Origin of the sequence: Actinoallomurus iriomotensis (assembly GCF_030269445.1) — a bacterium.
In the GTDB taxonomy this organism is placed as follows: Bacteria; Actinomycetota; Actinomycetes; order Streptosporangiales; family Streptosporangiaceae; genus Actinoallomurus; species Actinoallomurus iriomotensis.
In genome coordinates, this window is record NZ_BSTJ01000005.1 from 188421 (window position 1) to 206079 (window position 17659).

16 protein-coding genes are annotated in these 17659 nt (G+C 73.3%); 8 read left to right on the plus strand and 8 right to left on the minus strand.

From position 1 onward, the window contains the following. Positions 1 to 347 precede the first annotated feature (347 nt). Positions 348 to 1340, plus strand: a complete 993-nt coding sequence (locus QSK37_RS21710; protein WP_285624015.1) for a hotdog domain-containing protein — start codon at positions 348 to 350, stop codon at positions 1338 to 1340. Between the two features lie 187 nt (positions 1341 to 1527). Here the strand turns inward: QSK37_RS21710 and QSK37_RS21715 are convergent, their stop codons facing one another. Next, positions 1528 to 2310 (minus strand): alpha/beta fold hydrolase, encoded by a 783-nt coding sequence (locus QSK37_RS21715; RefSeq protein ID WP_285624017.1) that lies wholly within the window; start codon positions 2308 to 2310, stop codon positions 1528 to 1530. A 46-nt stretch (positions 2311 to 2356) separates the two neighbouring features. Continuing rightward, positions 2357 to 2545, minus strand: coding sequence for a winged helix-turn-helix transcriptional regulator (locus tag QSK37_RS21720; RefSeq protein ID WP_285624950.1), 189 nt, complete (start codon positions 2543 to 2545; stop codon positions 2357 to 2359). A gap of 150 nt (positions 2546 to 2695) precedes the next feature. Between QSK37_RS21720 and QSK37_RS21725 the strand changes: the two genes are divergently transcribed. Together QSK37_RS21725 and QSK37_RS21730 are read left to right on the plus strand one after the other, a co-directional pair. Then, the gene (locus QSK37_RS21725; protein ID WP_285624020.1) at positions 2696 to 3628 is read left to right on the plus strand and encodes an NAD-dependent epimerase/dehydratase family protein; all 933 of its coding nucleotides are present in this window, start codon (positions 2696 to 2698) and stop codon (positions 3626 to 3628) included. Then, a complete protein-coding gene (locus QSK37_RS21730) occupies positions 3625 to 4572 on the plus strand; it encodes an RNA polymerase sigma-70 factor (protein WP_285624023.1) in 948 nt (315 codons plus the stop codon). Before QSK37_RS21725 ends, QSK37_RS21730 begins: the two co-directional genes overlap by 4 nt. Before the next feature lie 172 nt (positions 4573 to 4744). On the opposite strand, the gene QSK37_RS21735 is transcribed toward QSK37_RS21730, so the two are convergent. After that, on the minus strand, positions 4745 to 5359 hold the full coding sequence (locus tag QSK37_RS21735) for a TetR/AcrR family transcriptional regulator (protein WP_285624025.1): 615 nt from the start codon (positions 5357 to 5359) through the stop codon (positions 4745 to 4747). A 108-nt stretch (positions 5360 to 5467) separates the two neighbouring features. Here QSK37_RS21735 and QSK37_RS21740 point away from each other — a divergent pair, with 108 nt between their 5' ends. After that, positions 5468 to 6652, plus strand: coding sequence for an amidohydrolase family protein (locus QSK37_RS21740; protein WP_285624028.1), 1185 nt, complete (start codon positions 5468 to 5470; stop codon positions 6650 to 6652). A 109-nt stretch (positions 6653 to 6761) separates the two neighbouring features. On the opposite strand, the gene QSK37_RS21745 is transcribed toward QSK37_RS21740, so the two are convergent. Next, positions 6762 to 9272: a hypothetical protein gene (locus QSK37_RS21745; RefSeq protein WP_285624031.1), complete on the minus strand. Its 2511-nt coding sequence runs from the start codon at positions 9270 to 9272 to the stop codon at positions 6762 to 6764. Between the two features lie 94 nt (positions 9273 to 9366). Here QSK37_RS21745 and QSK37_RS21750 point away from each other — a divergent pair, with 94 nt between their 5' ends. Beyond that, positions 9367 to 10341, plus strand: a complete 975-nt coding sequence (locus QSK37_RS21750) for an EamA family transporter (RefSeq protein ID WP_285624033.1) — start codon at positions 9367 to 9369, stop codon at positions 10339 to 10341. On the opposite strand, the gene QSK37_RS21755 is transcribed toward QSK37_RS21750, so the two are convergent. Both QSK37_RS21755 and QSK37_RS21760 read right to left on the minus strand, forming a co-directional pair. Then, entirely contained in the window at positions 10322 to 11059 is a 738-nt protein-coding gene (locus QSK37_RS21755; protein WP_285624036.1) for an ABC transporter permease, read from the minus strand. The two genes, QSK37_RS21750 and QSK37_RS21755, sit on opposite strands and share 20 nt — an antisense overlap. Then, entirely contained in the window at positions 11049 to 11978 is a 930-nt protein-coding gene (locus QSK37_RS21760; RefSeq protein WP_285624039.1) for an ATP-binding cassette domain-containing protein, read from the minus strand. Before QSK37_RS21760 ends, QSK37_RS21755 begins: the two co-directional genes overlap by 11 nt. A 71-nt stretch (positions 11979 to 12049) precedes the next feature. Here QSK37_RS21760 and QSK37_RS21765 point away from each other — a divergent pair, with 71 nt between their 5' ends. The 3 genes from QSK37_RS21765 to QSK37_RS21775 all read left to right on the plus strand — a co-directional run bounded on the left by QSK37_RS21765 (position 12050) and on the right by QSK37_RS21775 (position 15630). Beyond that, a complete protein-coding gene (locus QSK37_RS21765; protein WP_285624041.1) occupies positions 12050 to 12694 on the plus strand; it encodes a TetR/AcrR family transcriptional regulator in 645 nt (214 codons plus the stop codon). A gap of 77 nt (positions 12695 to 12771) precedes the next feature. Further along, on the plus strand, positions 12772 to 14367 hold the full coding sequence (locus QSK37_RS21770; protein ID WP_285624043.1) for an FAD-dependent oxidoreductase: 1596 nt from the start codon (positions 12772 to 12774) through the stop codon (positions 14365 to 14367). Between the two features lie 39 nt (positions 14368 to 14406). Beyond that, positions 14407 to 15630, plus strand: coding sequence for a cytochrome P450 (locus QSK37_RS21775; protein WP_285624045.1), 1224 nt, complete (start codon positions 14407 to 14409; stop codon positions 15628 to 15630). 24 nt (positions 15631 to 15654) lie between these two features. Here QSK37_RS21775 and QSK37_RS21780 read toward each other — a convergent pair whose 3' ends face one another. Both QSK37_RS21780 and QSK37_RS21785 read right to left on the minus strand, forming a co-directional pair. Continuing rightward, entirely contained in the window at positions 15655 to 16551 is an 897-nt protein-coding gene (locus tag QSK37_RS21780) for an RNA polymerase sigma-70 factor (protein WP_285624047.1), read from the minus strand. Continuing rightward, positions 16548 to 17645, minus strand: a complete 1098-nt coding sequence (locus QSK37_RS21785) for an NAD(P)/FAD-dependent oxidoreductase (protein ID WP_285624050.1) — start codon at positions 17643 to 17645, stop codon at positions 16548 to 16550. The genes QSK37_RS21780 and QSK37_RS21785 overlap by 4 nt, the downstream gene beginning before the upstream one ends. Between the last annotated feature and the right edge of the window lie 14 nt (positions 17646 to 17659).

The following is a 17659-nucleotide window of genomic DNA, read 5'->3' on the forward strand; positions in this document are numbered from 1 at the left end:
TGCATGCCTATTGTTACTTGCCTCGCGGTGAGGCGCACGAGCGGGTAAGCCATTTGACGCAGCCGAGCAATATTACAGAATGTGTAATGCCAGTGTTGATAAAAGTTGCAGCGCAAGCGCCGGTGGCTACGAGCGCGGGTCTCCTGCGGCGGGGACGTCCGTGTGGTCGAGGGCCTGAACCGGTCGGAGCCGAGGACCCGTCAGGGGCGCTCCGCGAACGTGACGTCCCGCCGGACCAGGGAGGTTGGCGGCCGAGGGCATGAGTTGGCAGGCTACCGGTGGCCGGGCGCCGCGCTTGTTGCCGAAGGTCGCCGCGCAGCACCCGGGCGGAGGACGGAGGCGGACCCGTGGGCGAAAGTGAGGCGGCGGCGCTGCTGGCGCGGTTGCACGCGGCGCAGAACGACTTCTACGGCGGTGGCGGGGACGCCGCGCTACGCGAGGTGCTCAGTCCGGAGATCTCCTGGCACGTGCCCGGCGACAACGCGATCGCCGGGCACTACGAGGGCATCGAGGCCGTGCTCGCCTACTTCGCCGGACGTCGTGACCTCGCCGGGCGCACCTTCCGGATGCGCCCCCGTGACCTGCTCACCGGCCACGGGGCGTGGGTGGCCTCGCTCACCGACGGCGAGGCGGTGCTCGGCGGGCGGCAGGTCGCCTGGTCGACGGTCGGGCTGTACCGGCTGAGCGGCGGCAGGGTCGCCGAGTGCCGGCTGCTGCCGCTCGACCCGGAGACGTTCGACGCGGTATGGGCGGACCCGGCCGAACGCCGGGCGGACGTACCGGCCACACTCGTCGGCGCCGAGGCGGCCCCGGCAACCAGCGCGATGAGTCGCGCGACGCCGTCCGCCGGGTACGACGGAGCCTCCCCGACCGGCACGCCGGGCGACGCCACGGCGGCCGGATCCGGCCGTACCCCGTCATCTCCGGAGACCGGGTCACGCGCGTCGAGCGTCTCGGCGTTCCGCGTGCGGCCGCGGCACTGTGACGCGCAGGGCATGGTGTACGCCGGTCGGTACCACGAGTTCTTCGAGGACGCCTTCCTCGACTGGCTGGACGAGCACGCCGGCGGTTACGCGCGCCTGCGGGCCGAGGGCGTCGACATGGTGATCGTCTCCAGCGCCTGCGACCATCGCCGTCCCGCCCGCCTGGGCGAACCGCTGACCGTCGAGGCCAGGCCCGAACGGACCGGCCGTACGTCGCTGACCATGGCGTTCACCGTACGCGGCCCCGGCGGGCCGGTCGCGGAGGGACGCATCACCTACGTCGCGGTCGGGTCCGGAGGCGTGAAGACCGGGCTGCCCGGAGCGCTGGCCTCACGCACCGAGGATCGGGGGAGATGAGCACCCGCTGCGGGCCCAGGCCTATGTTGTCGCGCTGAACGGCCCGCACCCGCGGGTGCTCCAAAGCCGCCAGCCAATCGGGCGAACAGGCGCGCCCGCAGCGGAAGCTCGGTGTGCGGCCGCCCGGCGGGCGGCCGCGCGTACACCACACCTTCATCGTTACCCGCCGGCCGCGGGAAACGCAAAGCTATGCGGCCGCGCTTCCCTCCAGCAGGACCTTGGTCACCTGGTCCGGGTCGTCGCCCATCGGCACGTGCCCGCAGCCGCGCAGCCACACGAACCGCACGTGCGGCAGGTTCTGCTGTGCCCGTACGGCCTGGCCGCTGCGCAGGAGCCGGTCGCGGGTGCCCCAGGCGATCGTCGCCGGGACGTCGCGCAACGCGCCCTGGAACCGGGCGCCCCGGCCGGCCCGCAGAGTCGGCACGAAGCCGACGGCGCCGTGCAGCGCGGCCGCGTCGGCGATCAGCGTTTCGACGTCGATCAGGTCCGGCCGGCCGTAGATCATGCCGAACATCAGGTTGCGGAGCCGTGGCGAGCGGGCCAGCCGGCGCATGAGCGGCTCTGGCACGCCGGCGCCGAGGCGGCAGGCCCGCAGCACGGTCGCGACGTACCGCAGTTCCATCGGTGTGAAGAAGCCCGCCGGGGACAGCGCGGTGACCGACCGGGCCAGGCCGCGGTCGGCGGCCTCGAGCGCGAACAGGCCGCCGAGGGAGTTGCCGGCCAGGTGCGGGCGGTCCAGGCCGAGCTTGTCGATGAACTCGCCGAGCACCGTGACCATCGTGTCCAGGCCGTACGGCATCTCGGGCGGCAGGGGAGGGGAGGCGCCGAAACCGGGCAGGTCCACGGCGATGACCTCGCGTTCTTTGGCGAGGCGGTCCATGACCGGCTCCCACGCCTGCCAGCGGTGGCCGATCCCGTGCATGAGGAGCAGCGGCGGGCCGTCACCCCGCCGCTCGAAGACGATGTCCACGCGCCGAGACTAGACCTGAGTTACCGCTCAGTCACCGTGACCGCTGTCACCATCTATGCCCCGGAAAGTCAGGGTCATCGGTTCCGGGACTGGTGGGCCGCGCGGCCGGCCTCGATGTGCGAGACGTGCTCGATGGCCCAGCCGGCGCGTACTCGACCCGTGGCGGCACCTCGGCGTACACCGTCCGGGAGACCAGGCCGTCGCCTTCGAGGTTCCGCGGCGTTCCGCTCAACATCGTCCTTCTGGTCGCGGCCGCGGCGGCCGTCTGGCTCGGCACCGTCTGGTTCCGAACGGCCGACGATCTTCGCTGCCCATGTCACAGGTCGGCGGGGCTGTCTCGTCTCGGGTCACAGAGACAGACTTCTGCGTCGGGAAGGTGACGATCATGCGGGTTTTCGTGGCGGGTGGGACCGGGGTTCTGGGGCGGAGGTTGGTGCCCCAGCTGGTGGCTCGTGGCCACCAGGTGACGGCCACGACGACGAGCGCGGCCAAACTGGACCTGCTGGTACGGCTGGGCGCGGACGGGGTCGTGATGGACGGGCTGGACGCGGCCTCGGTCGGCGAGGCGGTGGCCGGGGCCCGGCCGGAGGCGATCGTGCACCAGATGACCGCGATCTCCATGACGCACGCGGGCAAGCCCGACATCAAGCACCCGGATCGGTGGTTCGCCGCCACCAACCGGCTGCGGACCGAGGGGACCGACCACCTGCTGGCCGCGGCCCAGGCGACGGGCGTGTCGCACTTCGTCGCGCAGGGCTACGCGAGCTGGAACGGGATCCGCGAGGGCGGATGGGTGAAGACCGAGGAGGACCCGCTGGACCTGCTGGAGGGTACGGCGGCGCAGGTGGGCATGGAGGCGATACGCCACGTGGAGGACTCCGTCCTCAAGGCCGGCGGCGCGGTCCTGCGGTACGGCGCCTTCTACGGACCGGGCGCCATCGACGACCAGGTCGAGCTGGTGCGCAAGCGGCAGTACCCGCTCGTCGGGCGCGCCGGCGGCTACAGCTCGTGGGTGCATCTCGACGACGCGGCGAGCGCCACCGTCCTGGCCGTGGAGCAGAAGGTGCGAGGCGTGTTCAACATCGTCGACGACGAACCGGCCCCGGCGAGTGAGTGGCTGCCCCACCTGGCCGCGTGCGCGGGCGCCAAACCGCCGAGACGGATCCCCACGTGGCTGGCCCGGCTGCTGGCCGGAGAGCAGGCGGTGGTGATGATGACGCAGGGGCGGGCCTTCTCCAACGCCAAGGCCAGGGCCGAGCTCGGCTGGGAGCCGCGGTACCCGTCGTGGCGGCAGGGTTTCAAGGAGGAGCTGGCGTGACCCGGGAGGAGGAGTTCGAAGACCTGCGGCCGCTGCTGTTCTCGATCGCCTACCGGATCCTGGGCAGTGTGAGCGAGGCCGAGGACGCGGTCCAGGAGGCCTGGCTGCGCCACGAGGCCGCCGCCGCCCGGCCGGCCTCGACCAAGGCGTACCTGTCCGCCGTGGTGACCCGGATCTCGATCGATGTGCTGCGTTCGGCGCGCCTCCGGCGGGAGGAGTACCCCGGGCCGTGGTTCCCCGAGCCGCTGCTGAGCGACCCCTACGAGGACCCGGCGCGGTCGGCGGAGCTGGCCGACTCGCTGTCGATGGCGGCCCTGTTGTTGCTGGAGCGGCTCAGCCCGCTCGAACGCGCCGTCTTCGTGCTGCGGGAGGTGTTCGGGTTCGGGTTCCCCGAGATCGCCTCCGCCGTGGGGCGTTCGGAGGCCGCCTGCCGCCAGCTGGCGGTACGGGCCCGTCGTCATATGGACGAGGGCCGGCCCCGGTTCCAGGCCGACCGGATCGAGCGGGAGAGGCTCGCCGGGCGATTCCTCGACGCCTTCCGGGACGGTGACGTCGATGCGCTGCGGGAGCTGCTGGCCGCCGACGTCCACCTGGTCAGCGACAGTGGCGGCAAGGCGCCGCAGTGGGGCAGAGGCATCCTCGGCGCGGACAACGTCGCCCGGGTGCTCGCCACGCTCCTGCCGCCGTTCGTCCGCATCGGCGGCGTCGTCGAGCCGCACGAGGTGAACGGCCAGCCGGGCGCGATCTTCCGCGACCGCGACGGCCGGGTCATCAACACCTGGACCCTCGACATCCTCGACGGCCAGGTCCAGACGATCCGCACCGTGGTCAACCCCGACAAGCTCGGCCACGTGGGTCCCGTCGCGGACGCCTGGGCGATCGTCCACGACGCCTACCATGCGCGCCGCACCACGGACCGGCCGGAAGAACCACCCGCGCCCTGAGCAGGGGGCGGCCAAGGCCGGACAGAAAGTACGACGCACGGTGGCGGACGGCCCGGATGGCGTGCGCACACCGCTCATCAACGTGATCACCGCAGTCGGGCGGTTCCACCGCGACCTGCGGAACGAGCTCACCGCCGTAGGGTCGTAGATCCGGCCCTACGGACCGTAGGCATCACGACAGGGGAGTGAGTGCGTCCTCCAACGCCGCCCGCGCGCCGCGCAGGGCGAGACGGAGCTGGTCCGGTGTACGGCGGACCTGGGCGAGCAGGAGGCCGCCCTGGATCGCGGCCATCGTGAGGTCGGCCAGTTCCGTCACGTCCACGTCCGGGCGTAGCTCGCCCGACTCCTGCATCCGGCGCAGGCCCGCGATGAGGGGAGCCTCCCAGCGCGCGAAGGCGTCCACGAACGCCTGTCGGGTGAGGTCGTCCCGACCGCTGAGCTGGCTGGCCAACGATCCGATCGCGCAGCCGCCCACCGCGTCCTGCCGTGTCCCGTTGGCCACGATCGCGTCGAACCAGCGGTCGATGCCGGCCGGCGAGTCGACCTCCAGGAGCAGCGGTTCCTGCGCGGCCAACACCGTGTCCACAGTGGAGTGAACCACAGAGCGGATGAGATCGTCCCGGTCGTCGAAGTAGTGGTAGAGCTGGCTGCGGCCGACCCCTGCGGCGCGTTCAACATCGTCCAGCGTCACCGCCGCGACGCCGCGCCGCTGGATGAGGTCTGCCGCCGATTCGAGGATGCGCGCTCGGGTCGCGCGACCCCGCGCGGTGGTCGGTAGGTGTCCCACGATCCTCCCTCCCTGCTCTGTACTTTCCAATACAGAGATTCTGTACTCGGTGATACAGTCTCGCGCGGACCGTTCTGTACTGGACGATACAGTCCGCGAGGAGGAGTTGTGAGTCGGTTCGCGGTTACGAACACACGGGTCTTCACCGGGACACACGTGGCCGATGCCTCGGTGGTCGTCGTCGAGGACGGGGCGATCGCCGCGGTCGGCCACGAGGCCCCCGAGGGCGTGGAGGAGCTCGACGGCGGGGGCGGGACACTGCTGCCGGGTCTGATCGACGCCCACACCCACACGGACGAGGATGGTCTGCGCACGGCCCTGCGCTTCGGCGTGACAACCGAGCTGGACATGATGTCGGTGCCGGAGGTGATGGACCCGCTACGGAAGAAGGTGCAGACCGAGTTCGATCTGGCCGACGTCCGCACCGCCTCGTGGGGCCTCGCCCACCCCGACGGACATCCCCACCAGCTGCGGCGCGGCCTGAACGACCCGGTGTGGCCCACCGCCTCCGTTCCGAGCGAGGCTGCCGCCTTCGTCGCGGGGCGCCTGTCCGAGGGCGCGGACTACATCAAGATCATGGTCGAGGACGGCGCCACGTTCGGCACGTCGCTGCCCGTGGTGCCGCCCGAGGTCGTCGCCGCGGTGGTCGAAGCGGCTCACGAGCGCGGGGTGATGGCCCTGGTCCACGCCTTCAGCGCCACGGCCACACGGGTGGCCGTGGAGGCGGGCGCGGACGGCGTGACCCACCTGCACTATGACGAGGTCATCAGCGATGATCTGATCACCCGGATGCGCGAACAAGGCATGTTCGTCATCACCACCCTGGCCGTCACCGCATCCGGCGCCTCCGACGGCGCCGGCCCACGCCTGGGCGCCGACCTGCGTGTGGCATCGCGCCTGAACACGGCATGGCGCGACAACCTGGGCCGCGAGTTCGCCTGGAATGCCCGCTTGTCCAACGCCCTGCGCTCGGTCGGGTTGCTCCACGCCGCCGGCGTCGAGGTCCTGGCCGGTACCGATGCGGCCCACCTTGGCGCCCCGGGTCTCGCTCACGGCGCCAGCCTGCACGACGAGCTACGCCTGCTCGAGGCCGGCGGGCTGAGTCCGGTCGAGGCGCTCACCGCGGCGACACGGCGTACCGCTGACCGGTTTGGCCTCACCGACCGCGGGCGGATCGAGCCCGGCGCCTCGGCGGACCTGGTGCTCGTCGACGGTGACCCGACCTCGCAGCTCTCCTCGACGCTGAACACCCGCGCGGTGTGGCGTCGGGGGCACCGTCTGGCACCGGGGTGAGCCGAGTGGCCGTACGGACCGCGCCGAACGGCCTGCTGCCCGACCAGAGCACCCAGCCCGCTCGGACGGATGATCAAGCGGACGGGACGACGGCGACCTGGCCGGGCGGTCAGAATTCGAGTTCCGCCGCCACGCCGCTGAGGTCGCCGACGTCCAGGGTGAGGGAGATCTCGCCGCGGAACACCTGGGTCTCGCCGGCCTGGCTGAGATGCCGGCTGCACGCGCGGTCGAGGTAGGCCTCGACGAGGCGGGCGTTGGTGAGCCGCCCGCGCCCGCGCAGCACCCCCAGGTCGCGCCGGGCCTCCTCCCAGGCGCCGGCGGTCAGGCGCAGGTGCCGTTCGGAGGCCAGCAGCCCGGCCAGCGCGACCCGCGCCTGCGGATCGGCGAAGTCCGGCAGGCGTACGGAACGGAAGTCGGTGACCAGTTCGGGGCTGGCGTCGGTCAGGGCGCTCAGCCGGTCCGGCGCGCAGGTGGCGACCAGCGCGATGTCGCTGACGCCCTCGGCCCGCAGCCGGTACAGGGACGTGGCGTACGCGGCGCCGCGGGCGTCGTCGAGGATGAGAGTGTCCAGGCCCTCGACCAGCAGCGTGTGGCCGGAGTGTTCGGCGAGGCGTTCGCGCAGCTGCCGCGGGTCGATCTCGGTGAGGTCGTCGGCGTCGACGGTACGGACGTCGCCGCTGTTCATCCCGCCTTCGGCGAGCGCGCGGGCGATCATGCGGGTGAGGCGGCGCTGCCCACAGGAGATGTCGCCGACCAGCAGGACCGCCGGCGCGGAGGCGCTGGAGACCTCCTGGCCGCGCAGGCTCTGCGCCCACTTGCCGCGGCGCCGCAGCTCGGTCAGCAGCCGTTCGACGTCGTCGGCGCCGGGCAGGAACGAGATGCCGTACGCCTCGACCACGGCCGGCGGCTGGCCCGCGACCGATGTGGCCGGGGCGCCGGCCGCGACCGTGGGCGGGGAGGTGGAGTACGCGGGCGGCTCCGCGGTGGTGGGCGGGGCGCCGGACGTGCCCGGCCAGGCCGTCGTGCCCTCCGCCGCCGCGTCGGCGCCGGGCCAGGCCGTCGTGCCCGGCTGCTGTGCGGCCGGTTCCGTACCGGGCCAGGCGGTGGTGCCCTGTTGTTCCGCCGCCGCGTCGGCGCCCGGCCAGGCGGTCGTGCCCGGTTCTTCGGCCGCGGGGTCGGTGCCGGGCCAGGCCGTGGTCGCCTCGGGGGCGGGTGCGGGCGGTTCGGCCGCCGCCGCGTCGGCCTTGCGCTGCTCCGCCAGGTGTGCGCGCGCCGCCTCGATGATCTCCCACGGCGTCATCGACTCGCCCGCGACGGGGTCGGGCGCGGCGATCAGCGAGTTCATCAGCGCGGCCGGCACCGTGAAGCCCGGCCGGGGCGGTGCGGTGCCGGCGAGCCGGCACCAGGCCAGGTCGGTGGCGTAGGAGGCGGCCAGCAGGGTCCGCAGGATCTGCGGGTCGGCGCCGGCCACCGCGTCGGGCAGGGTGCCGCCGGTCGGCCACAGCCGCCGCAGCGGATGGCCGGGCTGGGCGAGGGACTGCAGCGTACGGACGCCGTCGGCGTCGAGCCAGGCCATGACGGGCCCCGCGGCGGCGGGTGAGTCCTGCAGGTCGGCGGCGAGCAGCGCGAGGGCGACGCGCCGGGCCTCGGCCGGCCCGCCCGCCGCGGCCGGCAGCATCGCCGCGGCGGCGGCCAGGTCGTAGCAGGCGAGGCGGAAGTGGTCGCCCGGCGTCGTCTCGCGCAGCACCGCGATCCGCAGCTGCGGCGGGCAGCGCCGCAGCCACTCCTGGTAGACGGCCGCGTCGCCGTAGCGGACGCCGGCGTGGTCGTTCTGGATCATCTGCAGGGTCGCGCCGCTCATCGCGGCCAGCGCGTCGGCGCGCGGCCGGAACGCCGCGCCGCCGCGCAGCGTCTCGGCGGTCTCCCAGATCGTGCGGACGATGTGCGTGGCGCCCATGGGGTCGTTCGCGCGCAGGCGTTCGGTGTAGGCCCCGACGATCAGCGACAGGTCGGGCTGCAGGAACCAGCGCGGCCCGCCGTCGGTGCTGCTGAGGAAGCGGCTGAAGACGCCGAGGATCGGGTGGTCGGCGTCGGCGACCGGCGCGCCCGCGCACCACAGCACCGAGAACAGGCAGACCGCCGCGGGGCTCGGCGTGCCGGGGATGAACTGCGGGTCGCGCATCGGGAACTGCGCCGGGTTGACGGCGGCGGCCGTGACCAGCGTCTGCTGGAGCCGGGCGAGCAGCGGAGGAGGCGGCGGCGCGCCGAACAGCCCGTCGGCGGCCAGCGGGCCGGGCGTCAGGTCGGGGCCGCTGGGCACCATCGACGGGGGCACGGGCGGGCTGCCGGCGCCCGGCGGCGCGGGCCTCATCGCCTGGCGCGTCATCGGGTCGAACGGCGGGGGGCACAGGTGCCAGTTGCCCTCCAGGCCGCAGCGGTACCAGCGGCCCCAGAGCCCGAACAGCCACCACTCGCCGGCGCCGGCGAGCATGCGCGCGGTGACGGCCTGGGCACGTTGCGGCGGCGCGGCGCTCATCCACCAGGGCGAGGCGGTCATGGCACGGATGTCCGTTTCGATCGCCGCGAACGGATCGGTGGGGGCTGCGCCGGGCCAAGTCACCCTGGGCATGGTAGTGGCGTCGGGAGAATCCCGTTGTCGTACGTAAGGAGCATGATGTATTGATGCTCCTGATTCGACAGGTGAAGGGGACTCCGTGGACGCCGCTCGAGTGAAGGCATGGGGACTGGGATTCGGGGTGTTCTCCTCGGTCTGCTTCGGCACGTCCGGCGCGTTCGGCAAGGCGCTGATCGAAGCCGGCATGTCGCCGTTGCAGGCGTCGTGGACCCGGGTGGCCGGAGCGACGCTGGTGCTGGTGCCGGTGATGCTGGCGGCGCGCCGCCGAGCGGCCGCCGCGGCGCTGCGCCACTGGCGCCTCCTGCTGCTGTACGGCGTCATGGGGGTGGCGGGCTGCCAGTCCTTCTACTTCGTCGCGGCGTCGCGGCTGCCGGTCGGGGTGGCGATCCTGCTGGAGTTCACCGGTCCGGTGCTGGTCGTCGGCTGGACCCGGTTCGTGCTGCGGGCGCCGCTGCCGCGTTCGGCCGCGGTCGGGGTCGGCATCGCGCTGGTCGGGCTCGCCTGCGTGGTCGAGGTGTGGTCGGGGCTGCGGCTGGACATGATCGGCGTGCTCGCCGGGCTGGGGGCGGCCGCGTGCCAGGCGGCCTTCTTCCTGGCCGCCGACCGGGCCGTCGGGCGCATCGACCCGCTCGTCATGACCGCCATCGGCTTCGCCGTCGCCACGATCGTCCTCGCCGCCTGCGCCCCGCCGTGGACGGTGCCCTGGCACGAACTGGGCATGGAGGTCGCGCTCGGCGGCCACACCGCCCCCGGCTGGCTCCTGCTCACGCTGCTGGTGCTGATCAGCACGGTCGTCGCGTACGTGACCAGCGTCGCGGCCGTGCACCGGCTGTCGGCGCCGGTCGCGGGCGCGGTGGGCTACGTCGAGGCGGTCGCGGCGGCGGTGTTCGCCTGGGTGACTCTGGGCGAGCACCTGTCCCCGGTCCAGCTCGCGGGCGGTGTGATCGTGCTGGGCGGCGCGTTCGTCGCCCAGCGGTCCGTGGCCGCCCGCGCGCAGGTGATCGGGGAACTGCCCGTCATGGAGACCGCCGCTCTCACGCGTTCCAGCGGATGAACGTCCGGGTGCCGACGGCGACGGCGACCGCCGCGAACGCCACTGACACGACGACGCCGCCGGTCAGCGTGGCCGAGGCGTAGTGGCCGGCGAAGGCCGCCCGCAGCCCCTCCACCGCGTACCGGAAGGGCGTCGCGCGGGAGAGCACGTCGAGCCAGGCCGGCGCCGTCGACATCGGCAGCAGCGCGCCCGACAGCAGCAGCATCGGCACGATGACCGTGCTGGACATCGGCGCGAACATCTCCTGACGGCGGAGCGTGAGCGCGAAGGCGTACGACAGCGCGGCCAGGCTGACGGCCAGCGGCACGATCAGCGCCAGGCCGATGAGCAGCCCGGCGATCGGCACCCGGAACCCGAACGCGAACCCCACGGCGACGACGAGCAGTGACTGGCCCAGCAGCACGACCACGTTGGTGAGCACGCGGCCCAGCAGCAGCGCGGTACGGGGAGCGGGGGTGACCCGCTGGCGGTCGAGCACGCCGAAACGCGCGTCGAAGACGATGCCGAACCCGGCCAGGCCCGCACTCAGCAGCGCCAGCTGCATCAGCACGCCGGGCACGAACACCTGCCAGCTGCCGGGCCCCAGGTAGGCGCTCAGCAGCGGGCCGAACAGCGCCAGGTTGAGGACGGGCTGGAGCACGCCGAACACCAGCCCGAACCAGCCGCCCAGGGACAGCCGCAGCTGGTGCCGGAAGATCAGCCAGGTGTCACGCGGCACGGGTCACCTCCGATGAGGTCAGGGCGAGGAAGACGTCGTCGAGGGTGGGCCGGGCCAGGCGCACCGACCGCGGCTCCACGCCGCCGGCGTCCAGCGCGCGGGCGAGCTGGAGGAGGATCCGGTCGCCGTGCTCGACGGTGAGGCGCAGCGTCCCGCCGGTCACCTGCACCTCCCGTACGGCGTCCAGGCCGGCGAGCGTGGCCCGGGCCCGACGCGGGTCGCCGTCGATCTCGACGGTGACGATGTCGCCGGACAGGCGGCGCTTGAGGTCATCGGGCGTTCCCTCGCCGATGACGCGTCCCCGGTCGATGATGAGGATCCGGTCGCACAGCGCGTCGGCCTCCTCCAGGTAGTGCGTGGTCAGGAAGACCGCGGTGCCGTGTTCGTCGCGCAGCCGCCGGACGTGGCGCCACACCTCGGCGCGGCTCTGCGGATCCAGGCCGGTCGTCGGCTCGTCCAGGAACACCAGGGCGGGGACGTGCACGATGCCCAGGGCGATGTCGAGGCGGCGTTTCTGCCCGCCCGACAGCGACCCGATGGGCCGGTCGGTGAGCCCGAAGCGCGCCATCAGGTCCCGCGCCCGCTCGTGCGGGTCCGGCACCCGGTACAGCCGGGCCTGCAGCACCAGTTCCCGCATCACCGTGCAGGAGGGGTTCGTCGTGCCGCCCTGGGCGACGTAGCCGATGCGGCGCCGCACGCCGGCCGGGTCGGCGACCAGGTCGCATCCGGCCACCGTCGCGGCGCCGGCCGTGGGACGCAGCAGGGTCGTGAGCATTCGCAGGGTGGTCGTCTTGCCGGCGCCGTTCGGGCCCAGGAACCCGACGATCTCTCCGGCCGCCACGGTGAGGTCGACGCCGCGGACCGCTTCCGCGCCGGTGAAGGACTTCGCGAGGCCACGCGCCTCGATGACGTGATCCATGCCGCCCACCCTCGCACAATCTTGGTGTCACTACAAATTTAGTGTGACACCAAGTAGGTACGATCGGCGACGTGGCAGAAGAACTGAGCCTGCGCGAGCGTAAGAAGCGCGAGACCCGCCAGCGCATCGCGGACGTCGCCATGGGCCTGTTCATGCTGCGCGGGTTCGAGAAGGTCACGGTCGCCGAGGTGGCCGAGGCCGCCGACGTGTCGGTCAACACGGTCTTCAACTACTTCCGCACCAAAGAGGACCTGTTCTTCGACCGGCAGGACGTCGTCGTGGAGAACATGGGCCGGATCGTGGCGGCCCGGCCGCCGGGCCAGTCGGCCATCGACGCGCTGCGCCGCGACCTCCTCGCCTCCATCGACGCGCGCGACTGGCGGTACGGCATCAACGGCGGCGCGTCCGACTTCTTCAAGATGGTGGCCGAGAGCCCCGCGCTGGCCAACCGGATCCGCCAGCTGCACGAACAGCGCGAGGAGTACCTGGCCCGGGTGCTGGCGGAGGAGACCGACGCCGACCCCGACGACCCCACCCCCAGGCTGGTCGCCGCCCAGCTGGCCGCGCTGACCCGCGCGGTGGGCACCGAGTTCCTGCGGCGGCGGCTGGCCGGGGAGAGCGTCGAGACGATCCTGCCGTCGGTGCGCGCCGCCGCCGAGCGCGCCTTCCACCTGCTGGAGTCCGGGGTCGGCGCGTACGCGGTCAAGCCGGCCTGACGCGCCGGCGCAACTACCGACGCCCGAACGCGGGTAGGTCCCGAAGGGGGGAGGGGCGCCCGGAAAGGGGGAGTCGGGTGCGCGTCGTCGTGGATCTCACGCGCTGCCAGGGGTACGGCCAGTGCGTCTTCATGGCGCCCGAGGTGTTCTCGATGAACGGTCGTGAGGCGCTCGCCTACGACCCCGCCCCCTCCGCGGACCAGCGCCAGAACGTGCTGCGGGCCGCGGCGGCCTGCCCCGTGCAGGCGCTGCACGTCGAGCGGAACGCCGCGGACCCCGAGCCCGGGCCGTACCCCGCGGACGGCGACGGTTTCCGCCGCGACGGGCGCGTCGTCATCGTCGGGTCCTCACTGGCCGGCACGCGCGCCGCGGCCGTGCTGCGCGGCGAGGGCTTCGCCGGCTCGCTGACCCTGGTCGGGGACGAGCCCGGCGAGCCGTACGACCGGCCGCCGCTGTCCAAGCAGGTGCTCAGCGGCCGGGTGCCCGCCCGCGGCACGGCGCTGCCCCGGCCCCCCGACCTGGACGCCGTGTGGCTGCGCGGCACACCCGCCACCGGACTGGACCTCGACCGCCGCCGCGTGATCCTCGCCGACGGCCGCGACCTGCCCTTCGACCGGCTGCTGATCGCCACCGGCACCCGGGCGCGGCCCTGGCCGGACCCGGCGGAGGCGGCCCTGGACGGGGTGTGCACGCTGCGCACGGCCCAGGACGCCACCGTGCTGCGGCGCCGGCTGGCCTCCGGCGACGGCCGGGTGCTGGTCATCGGCGGCGGATTCACCGGCTCGGAGATCGCCTCGGTCTGCCGCGAGCTGGGCCGCCCGGTGACCGTCGCCGAACGCGGACCGGCACCCCTCGTCGGCGCCTTCGGCGGCGTCGTCGGCGCGATCGCCGCCGACCTGCAGCGCGCGCACGGAGTGGACCTGCGCTGCGGGATCGGCGTCACCGCCCTGGAGGGCGAGGACGGCCGGCTGCGCCGTGCCCGCCTGTCCGACGGCGACGTCCTGGAGGTGGACCTGGCGGTCGCCGCGCTCGGCGCGGTCCGCAACGTCGAGTGGCTGGAGGGCTCCGGGCTGGCGGCCGGGCCCTGGGGCGTGGCCTGCGACGCGGGCTGCCGGGCGTTCGACATCAACGGCCTGGTCACCGATGACGTCTTCGCCGCCGGCGACGTCGCGCGCCTGCCGCACCCGGTGTACGAGTACCAGTTCCTCGCGCTGGAGCACTGGGGGAGCGCGGTCGCCCAGGCCGAGGTGGCCGCGCACAACATGCTCAGCGGCCAGACGCACCGCTGGCCGCACCTGGCGCTGCCGGTGTTCTGGTCCACCCAGTTCGGCGTCGAGATCAAGTCGGTGGGCGTGCCGACCTTCGCCGACGAGGTGATCATCGTGCAGGGGTCCGCCCGGGAGTTCCGTTTCGTCGCCGTGTACGGCTACCGCGGGCGGATCACCGCCGCGGTCACCTTCGACCAGGGGATGTGGCTGGAGTTCTACCAGGGCCTGATCGAACAGGCAGCGCCGTTCCCGCCCCGGTTCCGCACCGTCGACCCGGCCGGTGCGGCGTGCCCGGTCCCGGCGCAGGTGCCCGACCGGGTGGGGGCCACCCACGGCGCGACCGTCGTGGTGACCGGCCACGACCCGGCCGAACGCCGGGCCTGGCTGGTCCACCGCTCCCGGTGACCACCGCCGCGCGTCACCGGACACGGCAGAGGGGGAGCCATGACAGAGAGCCAGGTGTTCGGCCGGATCCTCGACCGTGCCGGGCGCGCCGACCCGTACCCGCTGTACGCCGAGTTGCGTAAGACCCCGGTGGCGGCGCTCGACGACGGAGGTTACGTCGTCAGCACCTACCGCGAGATCGTCGCGCTCCTGCACGATCCGCGGGTCAGTTCCGACCGCCGCAACCTCGCCGAGCACTTCGCCGACCGTGAACCCGCCCCACCGGGCCGCGCGCCCGCCTTCATCGTCGTGGACCCGCCGGAGCACGACCGGCTGCGCGGGCTGGCGATGCGCCACTTCGGCCCGCCCGGCTCACCGGACCTGGTGACGGGGCTGCGGCCGGAGCTGACCGCGATCGTCACCGAGCTGATCGACGCGATCGCCGGCGACCGGCGTGCCGACATCGTCGAGGCGGTCGCCTACCCGTTCCCGGTGACGGTGATCTGCCGGATCCTCGGCGTGCCGCGCGAGGACGAGCCACGGTTCCACGCGTGGTCGACCGAGATCGTGGAGAGCTTCGGTCCCGGCGATGACCACGTCGCCCAACGGGTGCGCCGCCGGGAGCGCGCCGCCGAGGCCCTGGGGGACTACGTGCGCGGGCTGGCGGACGCGCGCCGCCGCGACCCCGGCCGTGACCTGCTGTCGGGGCTGCTCACCGACGACGGCCCGGACGGCGGCATGTCGATGGAGGAGGTGGTCAGCACGGTGACGCTGCTGCTGGTCGCCGGGCATGAGACGACCGTCAACCTCATCGCCAACGGCATGCTCACCCTGCTGCGCCACCCGGAGGTGCTCGAGCGGATGCGGCACGAGCCGGGCCTGGTCGTCGGCGTCGTGGAGGAGCTGCTCCGCTACGAGCCGCCGGTGCACTTCCCCGCGACACGCGTGGCGCTCGACGACATCACCATCGGTGACACCACGATCCCGCGCGGCGCGCCGATCGTGCTCGCGCTCGCCGCGGGCAACCGCGACCCGGACCACGTACGCGCACCGGAGCGCTTCGACCCGTGCCGCGAGGCCAACGAGCACCTGGGCTTCGGCGGCGGCGTCCACTACTGCTTCGGCGCGCCGCTGGCCCGGCTGGAGGCCCAGACGGCACTGGCGGAGCTGACCCGGCGGCTGCGCGACCCCCGGCTGGTCGCCGACCCGCCGCCGTACCGGCCGAGCTCGGCGCTGCGCGGCCCCCGGCGGCTCCTGGTGGACTACGACGGCGTCGATCCCTGAACCTCCGGCGGCACGGTCGACGGCTCAGCGGATCGTGACGGCCGTGAGCTTGGCGGGGTTGCGGACGCAGTAGACGGCCGTCACGGTGTCGTCGCGAATCTCGATCGAGGTGACCTGGTCGAGCCTTCCGTCGATGAACACCGCGATGGAGTGCATCCCGTTGTGGACGCCGAGGCGGATGCCGAGTTCACCCATCCGGGCCCCCTTGACCAGCAGGCCGAGAACCATCCGGGCCACCTTGTCGGGACCCGTCACCGGACGGCGCGCCGCGCTCACGACACCGCCGCCGTCGGCCAGGAACACCACGTCGGGCGCGAGCAGGTCCATCAGGCCCTGGACGTCGCCGGTGGCGGCCGCGGCCAGGAAGCGTTCGGCGATCGGCCGGGCCTCGGCGGGGTCGGCGATCGCGGTACGGCGCCGCGCGTGCACCTGGTTGCGGGCACGCTGGTTCAGCTGCCGCACCGCCGCCTCGGACCTACCGACCGCCGCGGCGATCTCCGGGTAGTCGAAGTCGAACACCTCGCGCAGGACGAACACCGCCCGCTGGAGCGGAGTCAGGGTCTCCAGCACCAGCAGCATCGCGGTGGTGACCGCCTCGCCGGTGAGCACATGGTCGATGCCGGTGGGCCCGGCGCCGGCGGTGGTGTCGTCGGCCAGCGGGTCGGGCAACCACGGCCCCACGTACTCCTCCCGGCGCCGGGCGGCGGACCGCAGCACGCCAAGGGCCTGGCGGGTGACGATCCGCGCGAGATAGGCCCGCGGGTTGAGCACGGACGCGTGGTCGACCGACCGCCATCGCAGGTAGCTGTCCTGCAGGACGTCTTCGGCGTCGGCCACCGACCCGAGGACCTCATAAGCGATCGAGAACAGCAGCGGCCGGTGGGCCGCGTACTCCTTCTCCGGATCGGTCTGTTCGGTCACTTCGGGCCTCGGAGCCAGACGTAGTTGGCGGTGCGCGCGCCGTACCTCGCAGAGCGGCAGACGCGCTCCTTGACCATGGCCGCGCCGCGTCCGGCGATGTACAGCCCGCGCACGGTGTCGTCGCGTCGGCTGGCCTGGATCAGCCCGTCTCGGCGGCCCAGGCTGAGCGCCTGCCCGACATAGCCCATGGAGTACGGCGTGGGCTCGCGGCCGTTGAGCATTCGTGCCAGCGTATCGGCGGCGTGCGCGCCCTGCGGGATGGCCGTCGCGCAGGCCGCCCGGGAGCCGGGGACCGCGGCGCAGTCACCGACGACGAAGATCCGCGGGTCGGTCACGCTGCGCAGCAGGTCGTCGACCACCGCGCGCCCGTCGGCGTCCACCTCAAGCCCGCTGCGCGCGGCCAGATCCGGGACGGTCCCGATGATCGCCCACAGGGTGAGGTCGGAGTCGAGCCGCCGGCCGGACCGCAGACCCACCATGTCACCGCCTCGTTCTCCGCGGCCCGGGTCGAGCACCGTGACGAAGTCCTGCACGACCTCCACGTCCAGCCGGTCCAGGGCACGGCGCACCCGCCGGCGCGCCCCGTCCGAGAGGCTCGCGCCGACCGTCGGGCCCACCAGCCGGACACGCAGGTCGGGTCGTGCGAAGGCGACCTCGGAGGCCGTCTCGATGCCGGTCGGCCCACCGCCGACGACCGTGACCACGCCCCCGGCGGGCACCTCGGCCAGCTTCGTGCGCGCCTGTTCGGCGCTCTCCCACGTCCCCACCGCGACCGTGCCCGGCAGCGGTGTCGCCGTGCTCCCCACCGCGAGGATCAGGTGATCGAAATCTCCGGTCTCTCCATCGACGAGCGTGACCGAACCGTCGCCGATCTTCTCAACGGATCCGAGCCGCACGGTGATGCCGTCGCGCAGCATGGCGGCGAGCGGGGTCGCCGCGGCACCGGTTCCGGCGATCTGCTCGTGGAGCCGGACCCGCTCGACGAACTCCGGTCGCGGGTTGATCACTGTGATCTCCGTCTCCCGGCTCTTCCTGGCCAGCCGGTTCGCCGCGATCGTCCCCGCGTAGCCGCCGCCCACCACCACGACCTTCATGTTCTGCCTCCCTG

Excerpts from the sequence above, each read along its gene's own strand:
- QSK37_RS21775 (WP_285624045.1), top strand. The coding sequence starts at position 14,407 with ATGACAGAGAGCCAGGTGTTCGGCCGGATCCTCGACCGTGCCGGGCGC.
- QSK37_RS21725 (WP_285624020.1), top strand. The coding sequence starts at position 2,696 with ATGCGGGTTTTCGTGGCGGGTGGGACCGGGGTTCTGGGGCGGAGGTTG.
- QSK37_RS21720 (WP_285624950.1), bottom strand. The coding sequence starts at position 2,545 with ATGTTGAGCGGAACGCCGCGGAACCTCGAAGGCGACGGCCTGGTCTCC.
- QSK37_RS21785 (WP_285624050.1), bottom strand. The coding sequence starts at position 17,645 with ATGAAGGTCGTGGTGGTGGGCGGCGGCTACGCGGGGACGATCGCGGCG.
- QSK37_RS21760 (WP_285624039.1), bottom strand. The coding sequence starts at position 11,978 with ATGGATCACGTCATCGAGGCGCGTGGCCTCGCGAAGTCCTTCACCGGC.